General features: G+C 43.5%; 16 protein-coding genes. 7 read left to right on the top strand and 9 right to left on the bottom strand.

Going from position 1 to position 17,424, the window contains the following annotated elements:
• Nucleotides 1-12 precede the first annotated feature (12 nt).
• The 6 genes from dacB to gldG all read left to right on the top strand — a co-directional run bounded on the left by dacB (nucleotide 13) and on the right by gldG (nucleotide 7,896).
• Nucleotides 13-1,485, top strand: coding sequence for a D-alanyl-D-alanine carboxypeptidase/D-alanyl-D-alanine-endopeptidase (gene dacB / locus P0M11_RS06425; RefSeq protein ID WP_275625329.1), 1,473 nt, complete (start codon nucleotides 13-15; stop codon nucleotides 1,483-1,485).
• An 81-nt stretch (nucleotides 1,486-1,566) separates the two neighbouring features.
• On the top strand, nucleotides 1,567-3,489 hold the full coding sequence (locus P0M11_RS06420; RefSeq protein WP_275624940.1) for a M1 family aminopeptidase: 1,923 nt from the start codon (nucleotides 1,567-1,569) through the stop codon (nucleotides 3,487-3,489).
• 139 nt (nucleotides 3,490-3,628) lie between these two features.
• Nucleotides 3,629-4,822, top strand: a complete 1,194-nt coding sequence (gene kbl, locus P0M11_RS06415; RefSeq protein WP_275624939.1) for a glycine C-acetyltransferase — start codon at nucleotides 3,629-3,631, stop codon at nucleotides 4,820-4,822.
• 90 nt (nucleotides 4,823-4,912) lie between these two features.
• Entirely contained in the window at nucleotides 4,913-5,470 is a 558-nt protein-coding gene (locus P0M11_RS06410) for a CopD family protein (protein ID WP_275624938.1), read from the top strand.
• 24 nt (nucleotides 5,471-5,494) lie between these two features.
• Nucleotides 5,495-6,223: an ABC transporter permease subunit gene (locus tag P0M11_RS06405; RefSeq protein WP_275624937.1), complete on the top strand. Its 729-nt coding sequence runs from the start codon at nucleotides 5,495-5,497 to the stop codon at nucleotides 6,221-6,223.
• An 11-nt stretch (nucleotides 6,224-6,234) separates the two neighbouring features.
• On the top strand, nucleotides 6,235-7,896 hold the full coding sequence (gldG, locus tag P0M11_RS06400; RefSeq protein ID WP_275624936.1) for a gliding motility-associated ABC transporter substrate-binding protein GldG: 1,662 nt from the start codon (nucleotides 6,235-6,237) through the stop codon (nucleotides 7,894-7,896).
• A gap of 8 nt (nucleotides 7,897-7,904) precedes the next feature.
• Here gldG and P0M11_RS06395 read toward each other — a convergent pair whose 3' ends face one another.
• A complete protein-coding gene (locus P0M11_RS06395; protein WP_275624935.1) occupies nucleotides 7,905-8,333 on the bottom strand; it encodes a DUF4268 domain-containing protein in 429 nt (142 codons plus the stop codon).
• A gap of 152 nt (nucleotides 8,334-8,485) precedes the next feature.
• On the opposite strand from P0M11_RS06395, the gene P0M11_RS06390 reads away from it, so the two are divergent.
• Nucleotides 8,486-8,728 (top strand): putative quinol monooxygenase, encoded by a 243-nt coding sequence (locus tag P0M11_RS06390; protein WP_275624934.1) that lies wholly within the window; start codon nucleotides 8,486-8,488, stop codon nucleotides 8,726-8,728.
• Nucleotides 8,729-8,749: 21 nt separating this feature from the next.
• Here the strand turns inward: P0M11_RS06390 and lipB are convergent, their stop codons facing one another.
• The 8 genes from lipB to P0M11_RS06355 all read right to left on the bottom strand — a co-directional run bounded on the left by lipB (nucleotide 8,750) and on the right by P0M11_RS06355 (nucleotide 17,290).
• Nucleotides 8,750-9,472, bottom strand: coding sequence for a lipoyl(octanoyl) transferase LipB (gene lipB / locus P0M11_RS06385; protein WP_275624933.1), 723 nt, complete (start codon nucleotides 9,470-9,472; stop codon nucleotides 8,750-8,752).
• 51 nt (nucleotides 9,473-9,523) lie between these two features.
• Nucleotides 9,524-10,093: an aminodeoxychorismate/anthranilate synthase component II gene (locus tag P0M11_RS06380; RefSeq protein ID WP_275624932.1), complete on the bottom strand. Its 570-nt coding sequence runs from the start codon at nucleotides 10,091-10,093 to the stop codon at nucleotides 9,524-9,526.
• An 82-nt stretch (nucleotides 10,094-10,175) separates the two neighbouring features.
• Nucleotides 10,176-11,306 carry an efflux RND transporter periplasmic adaptor subunit gene (locus P0M11_RS06375; RefSeq protein ID WP_275624931.1) on the bottom strand — a complete coding sequence of 377 codons (1,131 nt, stop codon included), beginning with the start codon at nucleotides 11,304-11,306 and terminating at the stop codon, nucleotides 10,176-10,178.
• Nucleotides 11,303-11,887, bottom strand: a complete 585-nt coding sequence (locus P0M11_RS06370; RefSeq protein ID WP_158063793.1) for a cytochrome b/b6 domain-containing protein — start codon at nucleotides 11,885-11,887, stop codon at nucleotides 11,303-11,305. The genes P0M11_RS06375 and P0M11_RS06370 overlap by 4 nt, the downstream gene beginning before the upstream one ends.
• A 27-nt stretch (nucleotides 11,888-11,914) precedes the next feature.
• Nucleotides 11,915-13,129: a TolC family protein gene (locus tag P0M11_RS13300; protein ID WP_345774355.1), complete on the bottom strand. Its 1,215-nt coding sequence runs from the start codon at nucleotides 13,127-13,129 to the stop codon at nucleotides 11,915-11,917.
• 1 nt (nucleotide 13,130) lies between these two features.
• Nucleotides 13,131-16,277, bottom strand: a complete 3,147-nt coding sequence (locus P0M11_RS06365; RefSeq protein WP_345774354.1) for a CusA/CzcA family heavy metal efflux RND transporter — start codon at nucleotides 16,275-16,277, stop codon at nucleotides 13,131-13,133.
• Nucleotides 16,278-16,373: 96 nt separating this feature from the next.
• Entirely contained in the window at nucleotides 16,374-16,877 is a 504-nt protein-coding gene (locus P0M11_RS06360) for a hypothetical protein (protein WP_275624930.1), read from the bottom strand.
• A gap of 83 nt (nucleotides 16,878-16,960) precedes the next feature.
• Complete coding sequence (locus P0M11_RS06355; protein WP_275624929.1) at nucleotides 16,961-17,290, bottom strand: hypothetical protein; 330 nt, start codon at nucleotides 17,288-17,290, stop codon at nucleotides 16,961-16,963.
• Nucleotides 17,291-17,424: the final 134 nt, after the last annotated feature.

The raw sequence follows: 17,424 nt of genomic DNA, 5'->3' as shown, positions 1-17,424 counted from the left end.
ACAATATTTATGATGATTAAACTGAAAAACTATATCGCCGGTGTCTCGGTCATGTTTTCAGCATTGATGGCTGCACAGTCGGGCAATAGTTCCGTGAAGCAGTATCCTACAATGTATGAAAACCAGAGTACCAGCTTACCTTCCAATACATCCGTTACTGCTGAAAAAGTAGTACTTTCTGCCAAAGAGCTTGTCGACATTAACCTGAACGGTATGATGAACGACCCGGTTCTTCGGAACGCTGACTGGGGATTCGTAGTATATGACCCAAAAACCCGTAAAGTCATTTCTTCCTATAACGAGACAGCCTCCCTGATTCCGGCCTCCACTACCAAACTTCTTACCACCGAAACTGCTTTGAGCCTGCTTGGTGACAAATTCCGCTGGATTACCCAACTGGAATATTCAGGTGAGTTAGATGCAGATGGCAACCTGAACGGGAACCTTTATATCATAGGTAGCGGCGACCCTTCCCTGGGTACCGGTAAAGCCGGTGCCAGCACATACAGCCGGATTTCTGCCGACTTTATATCAGCAGTCCAAAACCTGGGAATCCGCAGGGTAAACGGTGGGATCATTATCCAGAATGCCGTCTTCAAGGAAAATAAAAGAGCGGTACTTCCCGAAAACATTGTATGGCTGGAGCACCATAATTATTATCTGCCGGTGGGCACCACTGCGAATATCAATCCTGCCAATGAAAAACTGATTGCGAAGAAACCCAGCCCTTTTGATAAGGAAAGCAAACGTTATTTCTATGTTTCGCCCTACATCAACAAGATGGTTTATGCGGAAAAATTTGAAGGCAGTCCACTATCCACAAAACTGCCGGATGCTCCCTATTCACTTGCAAATACACTGAGAACTGCACTGGTGAAAAAAGGCATTCCCGTAACAGGAAAGGTAGAGGCCCGCACAACCGACCTGAATCCAGAGGAGAGAAGATTCATCACCTTCTACAAGTCGCCCACTTTAGCTGAAATCGTTTATGATACCAACCAGCGTAGTGACAACGCCCTGGCGGAGGCACTGTTGAGAATGTCGGGTTTTCAGAAAAAAGGTGATCAAACCCTGGAGTCGGGCCGCGAGGTTGTAAACGCGCATTTGCTCGCACGAGGTTTTGATATGAAAGGTTTAAATTATTATGACGGAAGCGGACTTTCACGAAATAACCATGTTACCCCAATTGCGCAGGTGAAATATCTTACCGATCTGATGAAGGAGGATTACTATAGGATTTATTTTGACTCACTGCCTATTGCCGGACAGACCGGTACACTGAAAAAATCTTTTATGGGCAGTGGCTACGGACAGGTGTTTGCTAAAACCGGGACACTGAATAAGGTAAAGACACTGGCCGGCTATCTGAAAACCAATACAGGACGGACACTTGTTTTTTCCTTAATGGTGAATAACTACGCGGGTTCCGTAGACCAGGTGAAACAGCGTATGGAAAGTATCCTGGCGCCCACCTTAAATCTTTGATGATATTATTAAAATGAATATTAACCTTCCGGAATCCAACCGGGAGGTTTTTTTATATCTTTATTTCCTTAATTTTTATGAATGAAAAAGATATTTTTTTTACTCGTTACTATTTTGGCTTCCCAGCTGAAAGCCCAGATACTTCCTGACCAAACTTCAGTGCTGATCAGTAAAGAACAGAAGGCCTTCCTCAATAAGATGAATGTTGGAAATGTAAACCCCAACACGCTGAATTACGACCTGCGCTACCAGCGTATGGACATAAGCGTGGACCCCGCGGTTTATCAGGTTTCCGGCAGTGTGACCTCGCATTTCATTCCGAACCAGAATATTTCCAGTATTTACTTTGACCTTACCACTCAGCTTACTGTTTCTCAGGTGGTCTATCAGGGTGCTAACCTTAACTTCCAGCAACTTGGCAGCAACGAGGTGAAGATTGACTTTCCGACTGTTCGTCCTGCCGGTGTGCTTGATTCCCTGAGCATACATTATGCTGGTGCACCGGCGCCGGGTTATAATGCATTTACTACCACTTCCCAGAATGGGGTAGCTTTGCTTTCTACACTTTCAGAGCCTTACGGCGCGCAGGACTGGTTTCCTACGAAGCAAAGTCTGAATGACAAAATTGAAAACTTTGACATAAAAATTACCGCACCAGCCCAGTATAATGTGGCCTCAAACGGTACGCTGATGTCCGAAACAACCTTAACGGGTGGTCAGAAGCGAACTTTCTGGAGAACGCAGTATCCTACGGCTGCTTATCTTATAGCGATTGCGGTAACCAACTACACAAAACTGAATGATGTTATCGGTACGCCCCCTTTCCCTTTTGTGAACTATATTTATCCATCTACAGTAAACGATGCTTCCGCCATGGCCAATATTGAATGGACCAAGCAGGCCATGACTACTTTTGAGACCTATTTTGGCGCTTATCCTTTCCGCAACGAAAAATACGGTCATATGCAGTTTCAGTTTGGTGGTGGTATGGAACACCAGACCATGTCGTCCATGGGTGGATTTTCAAAGCAGCTTATTGCCCATGAACTGGCGCACCAGTGGTTTGGCGACAAGGTAACCTGCGGCGCCTGGAACGATATATGGCTAAACGAAGGCTTTGCCACCTTCGGTGAGCATCTGGTCAATGAAAAACTGATAATGACGCCTGTGCAGTTTATGAACTATCTGGAGGACCAAAAGGATTACATCACTTCGGCCACGGGCGGAAGTGTTTATGTTGCAGACTCCAATTTGGGTAGTGTAAATGCCATTTTTAACGGAAGATTAAGCTATGCGAAAGGCGGTTATGTAGTCCGCATGCTGAAATGGGTATTAACTGATCCTGTTTTTTATCAGGCCGTTAAGGACTACCACCAGCGACCTAATCTCGCCTATAATTATGTGCGAACAACAGACCTAAATACCTCACTTCAGACATCAACCGGAAAGGATTTCACCGAATTCTTCAATGATTGGGTGTACGGTCAGGGTTATCCTACCTATAATATCAGATGGAAGCAGAACGCGAACCAATCCATCACTATTCAGGCGCTGCAGACTACCAGTCATCCTTCAGTAAGTTTCTATGAAATGCCTCTTCCCATTAAGGTGAACGGTACGGGCGGCCAGGTCGTTTATCTGAAGCCTGAACACACTGCAAACGGGCAGTACTTTAACTATCCGCTCAACTTTGCCGTAGCCTCCGTGCAGTTCAATTATGAGCACCAGATTCTGGAAAAGAATTCAACGGTAGTGATGGATGCATCCCTTTCAACCGAGGAAACGGTAAAGGATACTATATCCGTTTATCCAGTGCCGGCCAGTGATGAATTCAGCATCTCAGGGTTAACCCGTCCGGCGGATTTCAAAATTTTTGCAACGGACGGAAAGCTGGTAAAAGTGGGAAATTATACTCCGGGTAAAGCTTTGAATATTTCCGAACTGGTTCCGGGCAATTATATTCTTGCAATTGGGGACGGTAACTATAAATTCATCAAAAAATAATAGCGGAATAACGGATTAACATCTTAAGCTAACCATGGTAAAGTGCGGAATTATTGTTTTGGAAATTTTGCCACGAATGCCCAAGTGTTAGTATCCTGCCTCTATTTTTCTTAAATTAGCCCATCTAAAATTAATAAGAATGATTTCACAAAAGTATCTGGACAACCTGCAGCAGGAACTTAACAATATAAAGAACGACGGCCTTTTTAAAACCGAACGGATCATCACTTCGCAGCAGTCTGCTGAAATTGAGGCCAACGGTAAAAAACTGCTTAACTTCTGCGCAAACAATTACCTTGGACTTTCAAACCATCCGGAAGTGATGCAAGCTTCACAGGATATGATCCAGAGTCATGGCTACGGTATGTCTTCCGTACGTTTCATCTGCGGAACTCAGGATATACACAAGGAGCTGGAAGCTAAAATTTCAAATTTCCTTGGCATGGAGGATACTATCCTGTACGCTGCCTGTTTTGATGCCAATGGTGGTGTCTTTGAACCGCTTTTCACCGAGGAAGATGCTATCATTTCAGATGAGCTAAACCACGCCTCCATTATAGACGGTGTCCGTCTTTGCAAGGCGGCGCGCTACCGTTACAAAAACAACAATATGGAAGACCTGGAAGCACAGCTTAAGGCGGCTTCCGAAAAGAACCACCGTTTCAGAATCATCGTTACAGATGGTGTTTTCTCAATGGACGGCATTGTTGCGGACCTGAAAGGGGTTTGTGACCTGGCGGAGAAATATGACTGCCTGGTAATGGTGGATGATTCTCACGCTACAGGTTTCATAGGCAAAACCGGCCGCGGTACCCATGAGTCCAATGAGGTAATGGGTAGGGTTGATATCATCACATCCACTCTTGGTAAAGCATTGGGTGGGGCCTTGGGCGGATTTACTTCGGGAAAGAAAGAGATTATCGATATGCTGAGACAGCGTTCCAGACCCTATCTTTTCTCAAATTCTTTGGCTCCGGGAATCGTAGGCGCCGCTTCAAAGGTAATTGATATGATTTCCGAAGATACCTCGCTCCGTGATAAAGTAATGGAAAACGCTGAGTATTTCCGCACCGAGATGAAGGCCAGAGGTTTTGATATTCCGGACGGGGATGCAGCCATTGTTCCTGTGATGCTGTACGATGCGCCTTTGTCTCAAAAAATGGCCGAAATGCTTATGGAAGAGGGAATTTATGTAATTGGATTCTTCTATCCGGTGGTTCCTAAGAACAAAGCAAGAATCCGTGTACAGCTTTCAGCTGCTCATACAAAAGAACATCTGGATAAAGCAATTGAAGCCTTTACCAAAGTAGGTAAGGAACTTGGTGTAATCTAAGTTTATAATTGACAAATAACGAATGGTGTGGCGCTGTCTGCACCATTTTTTTTGCTATAAAAAGTCTATCTTTGCGCTTAAATTTTTTGGATGCTCTATACCGTCATCAAAGCCGTTCACATCATTTTTATGGTCAGCTATTTTGCCGGACTTTTCTATCTGGTCAGACTTTTTGTGTACTATAAAGATACAGACGACTTTCAGGAGGAAAAGAAAAAGATCCTGCGTGAGCAATACCTGTTTATGACACGCAGATTATGGAACATCATCACAGTTCCCGCGGGAGTCATTATGCTGCTGAGTGGTCTTACCCTCATCATTCTGAATTTTGGGCTGATGAAGACGCCCTGGTTTCATCTGAAACTGACATTTTTGATTGGGCTCGGTCTGTATCATTACTGGTCCTGGAAACAGGTTCTCAAAATGAAGACATTGGCAGGCGACACTTTTCCAACCGCCAATATTAAACTGAGGCAGGCCAACGAAATTGCGACCTTCATACTTTTCTTAGTTGTATTCACCGTAATATTAAAATCTATGGTCATTGAATACTGGTGGCAGCTTCTGGCAGGATTTGCCGGATTGGTAATGGCCATAATGCTCACAGTAAAGTTGGTGAACAGGAATAAAAAAAAGATTAAGGCATAAAATCCTCATTATAATTCAATATAAATGACAGCAATATTTAAAAAAGAACTTTGGACTTATTTCGGCAATTGGAGCGCGTGGGTGATCATTGCGGCTTTCAGTTTAATCGGGACGCTCTTTCTATTCTTTTTTGAAAATGATTCAAATATATTCGATATAGGCACTGCCACACTGCAAAGCTATTTTGTACTGGTACCCTGGCTTTTGATGTTTGTCATTCCGGCGCTCTCCATGAAGTCATTGGCAGAGGAAAGACAGGGCGGTACACTTCAGTGGCTTTTTTCTCAACCGGTGCACATCTCCGAAATCGTGACCGCTAAATTTCTAGCGGTATGGTTCGTTGGTATACTTTGTCTTTTACCTTCACTGGTTTATCTGTATACGGTTTATGTGTTGGGAGTACCGCAGGGAAATCTGGATATGGGAGCAACAATGGGAAGCTATTTTGGACTCATCATTCTGGTAGCGGCATTTTCGGCGGTCGGTATTCTGGCCTCGGCACTTTCGCAAAACCAGATCATGGCTTACCTGCTGGGAGTTTTTATGTGTTTTATCCTGTATTTCGGTATTGAACAGCTGGCCAGCTACAAACTTCTTGGCGGTGCAGATTATATTCTGTCTCAGGTGGGTTTTTATCAGCATTTCCTTGGTTTTACAAGAGGGCTAATCGATCTCCGCGACATCTGCTATTTCCTGCTGGTTATCGCGATCTGTCTTTTTCTGTCTAAAGTTTTTGTTGAAAAGAATAAGTAATTGTTAAGAAGATGAAAATGCAAAAAAATACAGTTTTATATATCATTGCAGCGGTGATTCTGCTTTTAGGTGCCTACGGTCTGTTCAGTTTCAGGCTGGACCTTACTGAGGAGAAACGTTATACACTTTCGGAATCCTCACAGGAGGTTTTGAAATCAGTGGATAAACCACTGATGGTGGAAGTCTATCTGGAAGGTGATTTCCCGGCAAGTTTCAGACAGCTTCAGAATGAAACCCGTTTTATGCTGGAAGAATTCCGCAAGATCAATCCGAAAATCGATTATAAATTCATTGACCCTATAAAGACAAAGATTTCGCAGGATACTTTGATGGCCATGGGTCTGCAGCCATCGGTTTTACCTGATATGAAGGACGGCGAGATCCGTCAGATCGTTATGTTCCCATATGCAGTCCTGAAATATGAGACTTATGGAACATCAATTCCGCTTATCGTAAACCAGGCAGGGCTGGAGCCGGCAGAACAACTGAGCAAATCCATTGAAGGCCTGGAGTACAGCCTGATTTCAAATATAAAAGACATCACACGCGACAGCCGCAAAAACGTAGGTATCCTGATAAACCAGGATGAACTCAGACCTGAAGAATTTCAGGGTTTTATGCAGATGGCGCTTCAGAATTACAATACAGGACCCATAATTCCGGAGAACGGAACCGAACTTACCGTGGCAGATGTTCCGAGACTCAGGCAAATGGACGCTCTGGTGATCGCGAAGCCCCGTAAACCTTTTACAGACGGTGAAAAGGTGGTGCTCGACCAATACATTATGAACGGCGGTAAGACTTTGTGGATGATGGACGCTGTGAATGCTGAAATGGATACACTTTACAGGTCGAAGAAGATTATGGCTTATCCTATTGAGACCAATATGAATGATTTCTTCTTCAATTATGGTGTCCGTATAAATCCGGGTCTGGTGAAGGACATGAAAAAGTCGGCTCTCCTGCGAATTGTTTCCGGTGAGGTAGCCGGTAATCCGCAGTACAGTTCATTTCTTTGGCCTTATTTCCCGTTGGGCATCGCCGAAAAAAATAATCCCATCACCAAGAACATTAATCCGGTTAAATTTGAATTCCCGACGGCAATTGATACATTGGGACGCCCCGGCATTAAAACCGAGGTGCTTTTTGAAAGCAGTGAAAGGACTTCTGTGAAACCGGTGCCTAACTATGTTTCCCTTTCCGAAATCGTAAGTGCCGACTCTGTAGCTGCGTTCGAAAAGCCAAGCGCGCCTAAAATCTTTGCGGTCTCACTTCAGGGCAAATTTACATCGGCATATGCCAACCGTATTGAGTCCAGGTCTTTTCCGGGTTTTAAAAAGCAAAGTGCAGACAATAAAATGATCGTCATTTCGGACGGCGACGTAGGTCGCAACCAGGTCCTTAAAGGAAAGCCACTTCCACTGGGTGAAGATCTGCTTACGAAACAAAGCTATGGCAACGGACAGTTCCTGAGCAATGCGCTGGATTTCCTTCTGGATGACGCCAACCTTATGCAGCTCCGTAACCGGAATATTGAAGCACGTCTTTTGGACCGCCAACGGATAGATTACGAAAAAAGCTATTGGCAATGGATTAATTTGCTCCTGCCTTTAGCCATCATCGGCATCCTGGGCGGTTTATTCTACCTGATCAGAAAGAGGAGGTTTGCGTAAATTAAAGGTTACACATCCTTTATAAAATCCTCATATTCGTAATAAAAGCGTTGAAAAGCTTCCATTTTTTCCACGAAGAATTCAAATATGTCCTGCCATGTGTTTTTGTTGAAGATGGAAACATTTTCCTTTGAAACCCAAATCCGCGAGATTACTTTGCCGTTTTCAAGGGTGTAGAATTCGTCTTTTTGAAACTCGCCCACATGTTCTTCCAGCATGTTTTCCAAAGACCATATTTTCTCGTAATAGGCATTGCGGAACAGTTCGTCCTTCATTTCCAGATCCAGTGAGACCTCGGCTTTCTTATTGTCGGCGTAAAATTTAAAGGAAAAATCCTTGATCTTGGTATCGTAAAGGATCCATTTTCTCGGAAAACTTTTGCCGAAGGCGGTCCAGAATTCCTGTTTTAACTGCTGAGCTTCCTGTTTTGAGAACATGATCTGTAAAGTCTGTGTTTATTTCCACGAACATAAGGATTTTATTCATGCCTGACACCGTACAGGGCTTACCTTTTTGCTTACTTTTGTGCGCAGATTTAAAAAATGAAAGAACTTTATATTGTTGCCTCCGTTTCAGGGAGAATTATCTGATGGACGCGGTAGAGATCCTGAACAAACTTGTTTACGAAACCAGGAAAGAGGAAGGCTGCCTGCAGTACGACCTGGTGGAAGATACAGATAAGAAAGGCGTTTTCTTCATCGCTGAACTTTGGCGTTCGGCAGAACATCACCGGCAGCATAATGTAAGCGAACATCTTTTGGAGTTCCGCAGGCTGGCTGCTCCGTTACTTGAAGACGCTGTGCAGGTTTACAGTGGGTATAAAACCTTTTAAGTAATCTGAAGGTGGTGGAGTTTAGGTAAGCGTAGCTTCAAATACTTCGGTGAAGTGCTTTTTGATTTTTTCCTTCAGTTCTGCAATCTCTTCACCGGTAAATTTCCTTTCCAGTTCGCGCTGTAGTGAAGTGACTGCCTTGTCCTTTATTCCGCAGGGAATGATATATTCAAAATAACGTAAATCGGTGTTCACATTCAGGCCGAAACCGTGCATGGTGACCCATTTTGAAGTTTTAACACCCATCGCGCAGATTTTACGTGCATAAGGTTTTCCCACGTCCAGCCAAACGCCTGTCTGTCCTTCACTGCGTTCACCCTTCAGGCCATATTCTGCGATCGTGCGGATGATTACTTCCTCCAGGTTTCGCATATAGAGAAAGATGTCGGATTTAAAATTGTCCAGGTCCAGAACCGGATAGCCTACGAGTTGGCCAAAACCGTGATAGGTAATGTCGCCGCCCCGGTTGGTCTTTACATAGGTGGCATCAATTTCTTTAAGCTTTTCAGCATTTGCCAGCATATTGTGCTCGTCTCCTGATTTTCCCAGGGTGTACACGTGAGGATGCTCCACAAACAAAAGATAATTAGGCGTTTCCTCTCTGTCATCCTCACTCTTTTCGCGGTTAGCCAGTTTAATGTCGATAATTTCCTTCATCAGCTTTTCCTGGTAATCGAAAGCGGGCAAATAATCCATTAAACCAAGGTCACTGAATTTCAGGCTTCTGTTCTGGGTTGCTGTCATAATCACATTTAAAGGTGCAAATTTAATATTTATTATCCTATGCAGTGAATATTAATCCAACAGAAAATTAGAAATGATCTTTTTACCTTCTGTTGTCAGCACACTTTCAGGATGAAACTGCACGGCATGTAGATTATAGCTTCGGTGCTGGAGCGCCATTATAATACCATCAGCATCAACGGCAGTTACTTCAAGTGGTTCCGGAAATGTGTCCGGATGCACCGCCCAGCTGTGATATCGACCTGCTTCAAAATTTTGCGGAATACTTTGAAAAAGTTTGCATTCGGTATTCAGGATAATAACAGGCGAAGCCACACCATGATAAATTTGGTGAAGATTGATGAGCTTTCCGCCAAAACATTCGGCAATGGCCTGCAGGCCCAGACAAATTCCAAGCATTGGGATCTCCTTATGAAGTTCTGCAATTAGTTCTTTCAGGATTCCGGCTTCGGCCGGTACTCCCGGACCGGGAGAAATAATGATTTTGTCAAATTGCGCTGCCTGGGCCACACTTATTTCATCATTTTTGGCAACCTCAACCCTTTCACCAAGGATTTGCTCGGTCATCTGGACCAGATTATAGGTGAAGCTGTCGTAATTGTCCAGAATCAGAATCTTCATGGCGCAAAAATATAAAAAAAGACTTTGCCTGGTTGAGCGTCAAAGTCCTGTTATATTCTGATTATTTTCTCCGTTAAATTTCTTATTCCTCAACATTTTTCAGGGCCATCAGCAGGGAATATGCACCTTTAATTACAAACTTTTTATTGCTGTTTTTAGGGTCAAAATTCAGCAGTTCGGTATACCCGCTTTCAGAATTCCCCACGGTTACCGGAAACATTTTGTAGGTGAGTGTTTTCACTTCTTCAAAAATATACTGTCGGTCTTCCCACGTAACTATGGCATCGTCAGAAATAACGAAACCTTCTTCTGCATTCACCTCAACCTCGGCATTCATAAACGTACCTGGAATCAGTGATTCATCTTTATCGATTAAGTCGCAGTGTACCATGACACTTCGGTCTGCAGAAAAATCTTTACCGATGAGTTTCACGGCGGCAGCGTATTTTTTATCCGGATTTTGGTTGGTAAAAGCGTACACCCTCTGTCCAATAGAAAGTTTATTCAGGTCTTTTTCAAACACCCTCAGTTCCAAATGGATAACATTGCTGTTCACAATCGTGTAAAGCACCTCGGCGGGGGACACATACTGGCCAACGCTAACATTCAAAGTGGAAACATATCCGGAAATTGGTGCGGTAACCGCAGTACTTTTCTGAATATTTCCTGCACTTACCCCTTCAGGACTAATTCCATAGGAACGAAGCTGTGAAGAGATTCTCCGCACTGCTGCATTTTGGCTTTGCAACTCACTCATCGCACGCTGAGTTACTTTATTTGAACTTGCCTGATACTGATTCAGGTATTTCTGTCTTTCATAATCCTTCTGGGCATATCCGACCGCGGACCTTGCCTGCAGATAATCCTGCTGAAGTTTTGCCAGTTCGGGATTTTCAACAACCGCCAGTGTTTGTCCCTTTGCAACATAATTTCCGGGCATAAATCTAGCCGCTTTCACAATACCGCCGGATGACGATGAAACCCCCGACATGGCCTGTGGCGGAACACTGATCTGACCGGGAAGCATGATTTTGTTTGCAATGCTTTGGTTCGCCAGCGTTGTGGTTTCTATGCCTGCATTTTTATGTTGCAGCGCGGTAAGCGTAATCTGATTACCCGATACGGAAAAAGTTGCCTTTTCTTGTGCTTCTTTCTCATTGGAACAGGAAAACACCAGCAAGCCGGTAAGGATGATTGCTGCAAATTCTTTCATTCTGGCAGGTTTATTTGTTCGCCGCCGATCATTTTGGAAACAATCCCTTTTTTATTCGTCAGTTCCCCAAAGATGATTCCCATAAAATGCAGCACTACAAAGGTTGGAAGCCAGTAAACCGCAAATTTGTGCACTTCTTCCGCTCTTTCTAAAGTTGCTTCGCCGGCCAATTCGAATTTCAGCGCAAAACCGGTTAGAATCTGCACAATGAGAAGTACATAAAAAATGAGGTAAACGGTTCCTTGCAGTCGGTCTTTTCCATTTGTATTTTTGGAAAAGGGGTTCGGAAACCGGATTCCTTTCGCAAACATGTAGATTAACCTTATGATATAGGCGGCTACAAGGACATAGGCGAAATTGACGTGCCACTCAAACATTGGGTTGATGATGCTTTTTGCAATAGCAAGCACGCTTTCCTGTGGCAGCTGCATCTGTTGCGCCTCCAGTTCGGAGTTTACGGCAGTGGTAATGGTTTTTTTAGACATCCAGAACATTCTAAGAAATCCCGTGGCAAAGAGCACGAGCATTGCGGTGGCAATGGTCCAGTGGATGATGCGGTGTAGTGTTGTGAATTTTTTCATTTGATAATTTTGATTTAAGTGAATAGTTTATTCGGCTCTCAGAGCGTTCAGCTCAATTATTTTTTCATTAAACAGTTTTTGGGCATCGATATACCGGTTCTCGATTTCAAGGCTTTGGTTGACGAGCATCGTGTATTCCAGATAATTGATTTCACCCTCCTTTAAAAGCAGGTTTGCGGTAAAAAAGATGGTTTGAGCATTTTTCAGCCCTTTGCTTCTGTAATATTCAAGTTCTGATTTCAGTTTCAGGTATGCGCCAAAAGTAACAGCATACCGGTTTTTCAGATTTTTTACAGCAATCTGATAATTGTTTTCTGCAATCTGCTGATTGATTTTTTGGCCTTCTATTATGGATTTCTGCGCAGTGTTAAACAAAGGCAAGTCCAGGCCAATCAGCCCACTTTGAAATCGTTTCCCACGGTCGTAGAATTTTTCATCCGCTCCAAATCCATATTGTGTGGCAGAGGTAACCCCCAGATTAACACTCGGCAACAGCTTGGTTTTTTCCGCATTGAGTTTGGCATTTTCAATGTTTTTTTGCTGTTCATACTGTTTTAGAACGGTTGCATTTCCGTCATAATTTCCATCTGATATCAGTTCCATGATATAAAAACCACCTTTCAGATTGGTATAATACTGGGCATCATTTATTAAATAATTGAGCTGATGTTGCGATACCTCGCGGTCCTTCATTAAGTTCTGCAACTGAATTTCTGCCTGACTACGGTAGTTTTCTGCCGTTGTTTTCTCCAGGATATTGCTTTCACCTGCCCTTAAACGAAGGTCTGCCCGCTGATAATATTGGGAATAAATACTGTCGGCTTTTTCAAGCAGTTTCTGCTTTTCATCCAGATAATTCAGGTTATTGTAACTCAGTGCAAGTTCACGCTTCAGCTGTAATTTTTGTACTTCCAGCGTCAGCATGGCATTTTTCCATTCCTCCATCAAAACCTGGTTCTGACTTTGGTAGAATTTGGGTAACCGCAGCTTTTGGTTTACAGAAATGGCGTTATCTGCATACGCAGAATTCAGCTGCCCGATTTCTGCGGTGATGTTCAGGGGGTCTACAACGGCAGCAGAATTTTTAATCCGGTGGTGATAATCTTTTTTAAGCTGCCCGGACTTTACCTGAAGATTGTTCTCAATCGCTTTTTCGAAAGCGGTCTCAAGAGAAACCGGCGTCTGCGAAAAAAAATTGAGAAAGCACAGCAGAAACAGGATATGGAGGTATTTATTTTTCATTTTATTCATCCAGGTTAATGGTTTTCTTCTTCTGTGGAAAATGTTTTTCAAACCAGATATAAACGGTTGGTAAAATAAAGAGCGTTAGGAATGTCGCCAGCAGCAAACCGCCAATAACTACTGTAGCAAGCGGCCTTTGCACTTCTGCACCTTCACCCAGGCTCAGAGCCATTGGCAAAAATCCCAGCGATGCAACCAGCGCCGTCATTAGTACTGGTCGCAGTCTCATTTTACCGCCAATCTGTACCACTTCATTCAGATCAGAATGAATTTCCTTCTGACGGTTGAATTCGGCAATCAAAACAATTCCGTTAAGTACTGCCACTCCAAAAAGAGCGATGAAACCAACTCCGGCAGAAATGCTGAAATTCATTCCGCGAAGCCAGAGTGAAAGTATGCCGCCAATCGCAGATAAAGGAATCGTCGTGAAAATAATCAGTCCATATTTCACAGAACTGAAAGCGAAATAAAGCATGAGAAGTATTAATGCCAGACTTACCGGAACTGCGATCCCCAAACGTTTCTGTGCCTGCTGAAGATTCTCAAACGTTCCGCCGTATTTGATGGTGTAGCCCACGGGAAGTTTCAGATCTTTATCCACTGCCTGTTGCAAATCGGTAACGGTGGATTGTATGTCGCGGCCTTTCACATTCAAACCGACAATGATTCTGCGGTGTGCCTCTTCGCGCTGGATCTGGTTTACGCTTTCCTTTATTTCTACATGAGCTACGGTACTCAGAGGAATTTCCGCACCTGTAGGTGTCGGAATCAGCAGGTTTTTCACATCATCTACGTTTTTCCTGAGTTCACCGTCGAGACGGACCACCAGATCGAATTTTTTCTCTTCTTCAAAAACAGAACCCGCGCTTTGGCCCGCAAAAGCGGTGTTTACCAACCTGTTTACATCGCCGATGTTCAGTCCAAATTGTGAAAGTGCAGCCCGGTTATACTCAATTACAATTTGCGGCATTCCGGAGATGGGTTCCACATAAATGTTTTCGGCTCCTTTAATTTTCCGGGAGATTTCACCCAGTTTTTCAGCATAAACCTTAAGAGAGTCAAGATTTTCACCAAAAATCTTGCACACCACATCCTGTCTGGCACCGGTCATGAGTTCATTAAACCTCATATTCACCGGATACTGAAAGGAATAGGTGACACCGATGAGATTTTTCTTGAGTTCCACAGACATTTTTTCGGCGAGTTCATCATAAGATTTGGCTGAAGTCCATTCCTCGCGGGGTTTCAGGATAATCATCATATCACTTGCATCGATTGGCATCGGATCCGTCGGAATTTCGCTGCTGCCTGTTTTCCCTACGATTTTCTCAATTTCAGGGAATTTTTTCAGCAGGATCTGCTGACTTTTTAAAACAGCTTCAGTTGACGTCTTCAGGTTACTTCCGGGTAAAACCCGCGTGTCCACAGCGAAGTCACCTTCCGGAAGCGTAGGAATAAATTCGCCGCCCAGTCTGGTCAAGATAAAAACGGAAAAAAAGAATAAACCCAGGACGCTGAAGAACAGCGGATTCTGATATTTCAGAATTTTTTTAAGAATTCTGTCATAAGCGGCTTCCAGCGTTTCCATCATTCGGTCCGCATAGTTCTTTTTGTGCGATATTTTCTTTGACAGAAACAGCGCACTCATCATCGGAACATAGGTTAACGAAAGGATAAACGCGCCTAAAAGGGCAAAAATCACCGTCAGCGCCATCGGTTTAAACATTTTCCCTTCAACACCTTCCAAGGTGAGAATCGGAAGATAAACCATCAGAATAATAATCTGGCCGAATACCGCGGAATTCATCATTTTCCCGGCAGAACTCTGCACCGTTTCATCCATTTCGGTAGTGGTAAGTAAACTTTTGTTCTGTAATGTTGGTCCATGGAGCCTGTGCAGGATCGCCTCAACGATAATCACCGCTCCGTCCACAATTAATCCAAAGTCCAAAGCGCCCAAACTCATTAGGTTTCCACTGACACCGAAAAAGTTCATCATGATGAACGCAAACAGCATGGACAGTGGAATGACGGATGAAACAATAAATCCGGCGCGCAGGTTTCCGAGAAAAAGAACTAAGACAAAGATGACGATTAAGGCACCTTCAATGAGGTTTTTAGAAACGGTACTGATGGCGTTATTCACCATTTTGGTCCGGTCCAGAAAAGGTTCTATAACCACGCCTTCCGGAAGGGTTTTCCTGATTTCTTCAATCCTTGCTTTTACCTTACCTATCACTTCATTGGAGTTGGCGCCTTTCATCATCATTACAACTGCTCCGGCCACCTCACCTTTTCCATTGTAGGTCATTGCACTGTACCGGATTGCATTTCCGTACTGCACTTTTCCTAAGTTTTCAATTAGGATTGGTGTACCGTCAGGAAGGTTTTTAACAACCGTTTTTTCAATGTCCCTGATTTTCCCTATCAGACCTTCTGTCCTGATGTACAGAATCGTGGGTCCTTTTTCAATATAAGCTCCACCGGTATTTTGATTGTTGTTTTCCAGTGCGGTAAAAACTTCCTGCATCGTAACTCCCATTGATTTAAGCTGCGCGGGATTTACTGCAACTTCATATTGTTTAAGGTTGCCGCCAAAACTTGCAACATCAGCAACACCATCGGTTCCAAGTAGCTGTCTTCTCACGATCCAGTCCTGAATGGTGCGCAGTTCCATGGCATCGTAGCGGTGCTCATAACCTGTTTTTGGCCGGATGATGTATTGATAAATCTCGCCAAGACCGGTTGAAATTGGGGCCATTTCGGGGATTCCGAGCGTTTCGGGAATATTCTTTGAGACATTCAGTAAACGTTCCGAAACCTGCTGCCGTGCGAGATAAGTATCTACATCTTCCTCAAAAACAATGGTCACCACAGAGAGTCCGAAGCGCGAAAAACTGCGCATCTGCTTGATGCCCTGGATATTGTTCATCGACTGTTCCAGAGGAAAAGTAATGAAGCGTTCTACATCGGGAGCGCCAAGACTGGCAGATGCGGTGATGAGCTGCACCTGATTGTCGGTAATGTCCGGCACCGCATCTATGGGTAATTTTCTGAGTTCTATTATTCCATAAATAATCCAGCCGAGCGTCATAAGGAGGATGATCAGCTTATTTTTTATGGAAAAATTGATGATTCTGTCTAGCATTTTTTCACTTTAAAAATTAATAATAACCTAAGTAAATTTACGAACCAATAAGCTCATTTTAAGAATCTTAGGATATTCAAATGCTTTAAAATGACATTAATCATCATCATGATTGTCTTCCGTTTCCAATGCGTTTCCTCCGGAGTTTTGACTTGCAGTTTTGCTCCTGATTTCCGTATGCCGGATTTCGCCGCCCGTTCTTCCGGCTTTCTGAGCGAAAAACAATGTCGCGAGGGCAAATAAGCCTACAACAAAAGGCATTATTTTGGAAAAAATATAGTTCCTGAAGCTCGCAAAAAGTGCTACTGTGCTTATTCCTCCTAAGACATAGGACAGCGCGGCAAATACCTCAGCTGCTTCTTCATGGGTTTCAATAAGGCTATCGGTCACGCCCGGAAGGTTTTCTACGCCGTGGTCAGCGCCTTCGCCGGTGGCCATAGCAGCAATTGAGGCAATTGCACCAAGGATGAAAATGAAATAGGAGTTACGTTTTGAAACTTCGGTTTTTGTGAAAATACCGATAAGAAGCAGGATGATCCCTGCTACAGGAAATATAATTGGCAAATGGTTTACTACCAAATGCAGATGTGTATTGTTCATTTTGACTGATTTAAAGTTTAAATAATGAGAAATGCAAACCCCTCCTCAATTCAGTGATTGAATAGGATTCATCTTTACAATATTTAAACAAAAACCGGTGGGCGGAACACGCTGTTCAGCGTATTGGAAGCATAAATGAAATTTCGGAATGGAATAACTTTTCGCTCCCTGAATGGGGCAGGACTTAAGAGTGAAAAGGTGAAATTTTCCGGGATAGTGAGTGGGTTTACGACTACTGTATTTGTTTCGTGAGTTTTAAAAGGTAGTTTCATATCCTGCTCATAGTCGGAATCCACACTCTGTTCGTCAACATAATGCATCTTTAAAAAGGAATATACGGTCGTGTCGCTGTTGCTAATCCGATGCGCCAGAAAATGCGAAACAAGGTTGGGCAGTCTCAGTATTTGCTGCACCTCCGTAAAAGAGAGAAGGTAAACAGTTAGAAATAAATATACAGTCAGCCGTTTCACTGGTCAAAGGTACGAAGCATTTTCTCTAAATTGTTGAGCCTGATAAATTTATAATTATTACAATTAAAAATAAGGTG

It is taken from the genome of Kaistella sp. PBT33-4, from assembly GCF_029194425.1.
Classification (GTDB): Bacteria; Bacteroidota; Bacteroidia; order Flavobacteriales; family Weeksellaceae; genus Marnyiella.
The sequence above is the reverse complement of the archived record's forward strand: the minus strand, read 5'-3'. Positions and strand labels throughout refer to the sequence as shown.

Coding starts and splice junctions, on each gene's coding strand:
- dacB (WP_275625329.1), top strand. CDS start 13: ATGATTAAACTGAAAAACTATATCGCCGGTGTCTCGGTCATGTTTTCA.
- P0M11_RS06420 (WP_275624940.1), top strand. CDS start 1,567: ATGAAAAAGATATTTTTTTTACTCGTTACTATTTTGGCTTCCCAGCTG.
- kbl (WP_275624939.1), top strand. CDS start 3,629: ATGATTTCACAAAAGTATCTGGACAACCTGCAGCAGGAACTTAACAAT.
- P0M11_RS06410 (WP_275624938.1), top strand. CDS start 4,913: ATGCTCTATACCGTCATCAAAGCCGTTCACATCATTTTTATGGTCAGC.
- P0M11_RS06405 (WP_275624937.1), top strand. CDS start 5,495: ATGACAGCAATATTTAAAAAAGAACTTTGGACTTATTTCGGCAATTGG.
- gldG (WP_275624936.1), top strand. CDS start 6,235: ATGAAAATGCAAAAAAATACAGTTTTATATATCATTGCAGCGGTGATT.
- P0M11_RS06395 (WP_275624935.1), bottom strand. CDS start 8,333: ATGTTCTCAAAACAGGAAGCTCAGCAGTTAAAACAGGAATTCTGGACC.
- P0M11_RS06390 (WP_275624934.1), top strand. CDS start 8,486: ATGGACGCGGTAGAGATCCTGAACAAACTTGTTTACGAAACCAGGAAA.
- lipB (WP_275624933.1), bottom strand. CDS start 9,472: ATGACAGCAACCCAGAACAGAAGCCTGAAATTCAGTGACCTTGGTTTA.
- P0M11_RS06380 (WP_275624932.1), bottom strand. CDS start 10,093: ATGAAGATTCTGATTCTGGACAATTACGACAGCTTCACCTATAATCTG.
- P0M11_RS06375 (WP_275624931.1), bottom strand. CDS start 11,306: ATGAAAGAATTTGCAGCAATCATCCTTACCGGCTTGCTGGTGTTTTCC.
- P0M11_RS06370 (WP_158063793.1), bottom strand. CDS start 11,887: ATGAAAAAATTCACAACACTACACCGCATCATCCACTGGACCATTGCC.
- P0M11_RS13300 (WP_345774355.1), bottom strand. CDS start 13,129: ATGAAAAATAAATACCTCCATATCCTGTTTCTGCTGTGCTTTCTCAAT.
- P0M11_RS06365 (WP_345774354.1), bottom strand. CDS start 16,277: ATGCTAGACAGAATCATCAATTTTTCCATAAAAAATAAGCTGATCATC.
- P0M11_RS06360 (WP_275624930.1), bottom strand. CDS start 16,877: ATGAACAATACACATCTGCATTTGGTAGTAAACCATTTGCCAATTATA.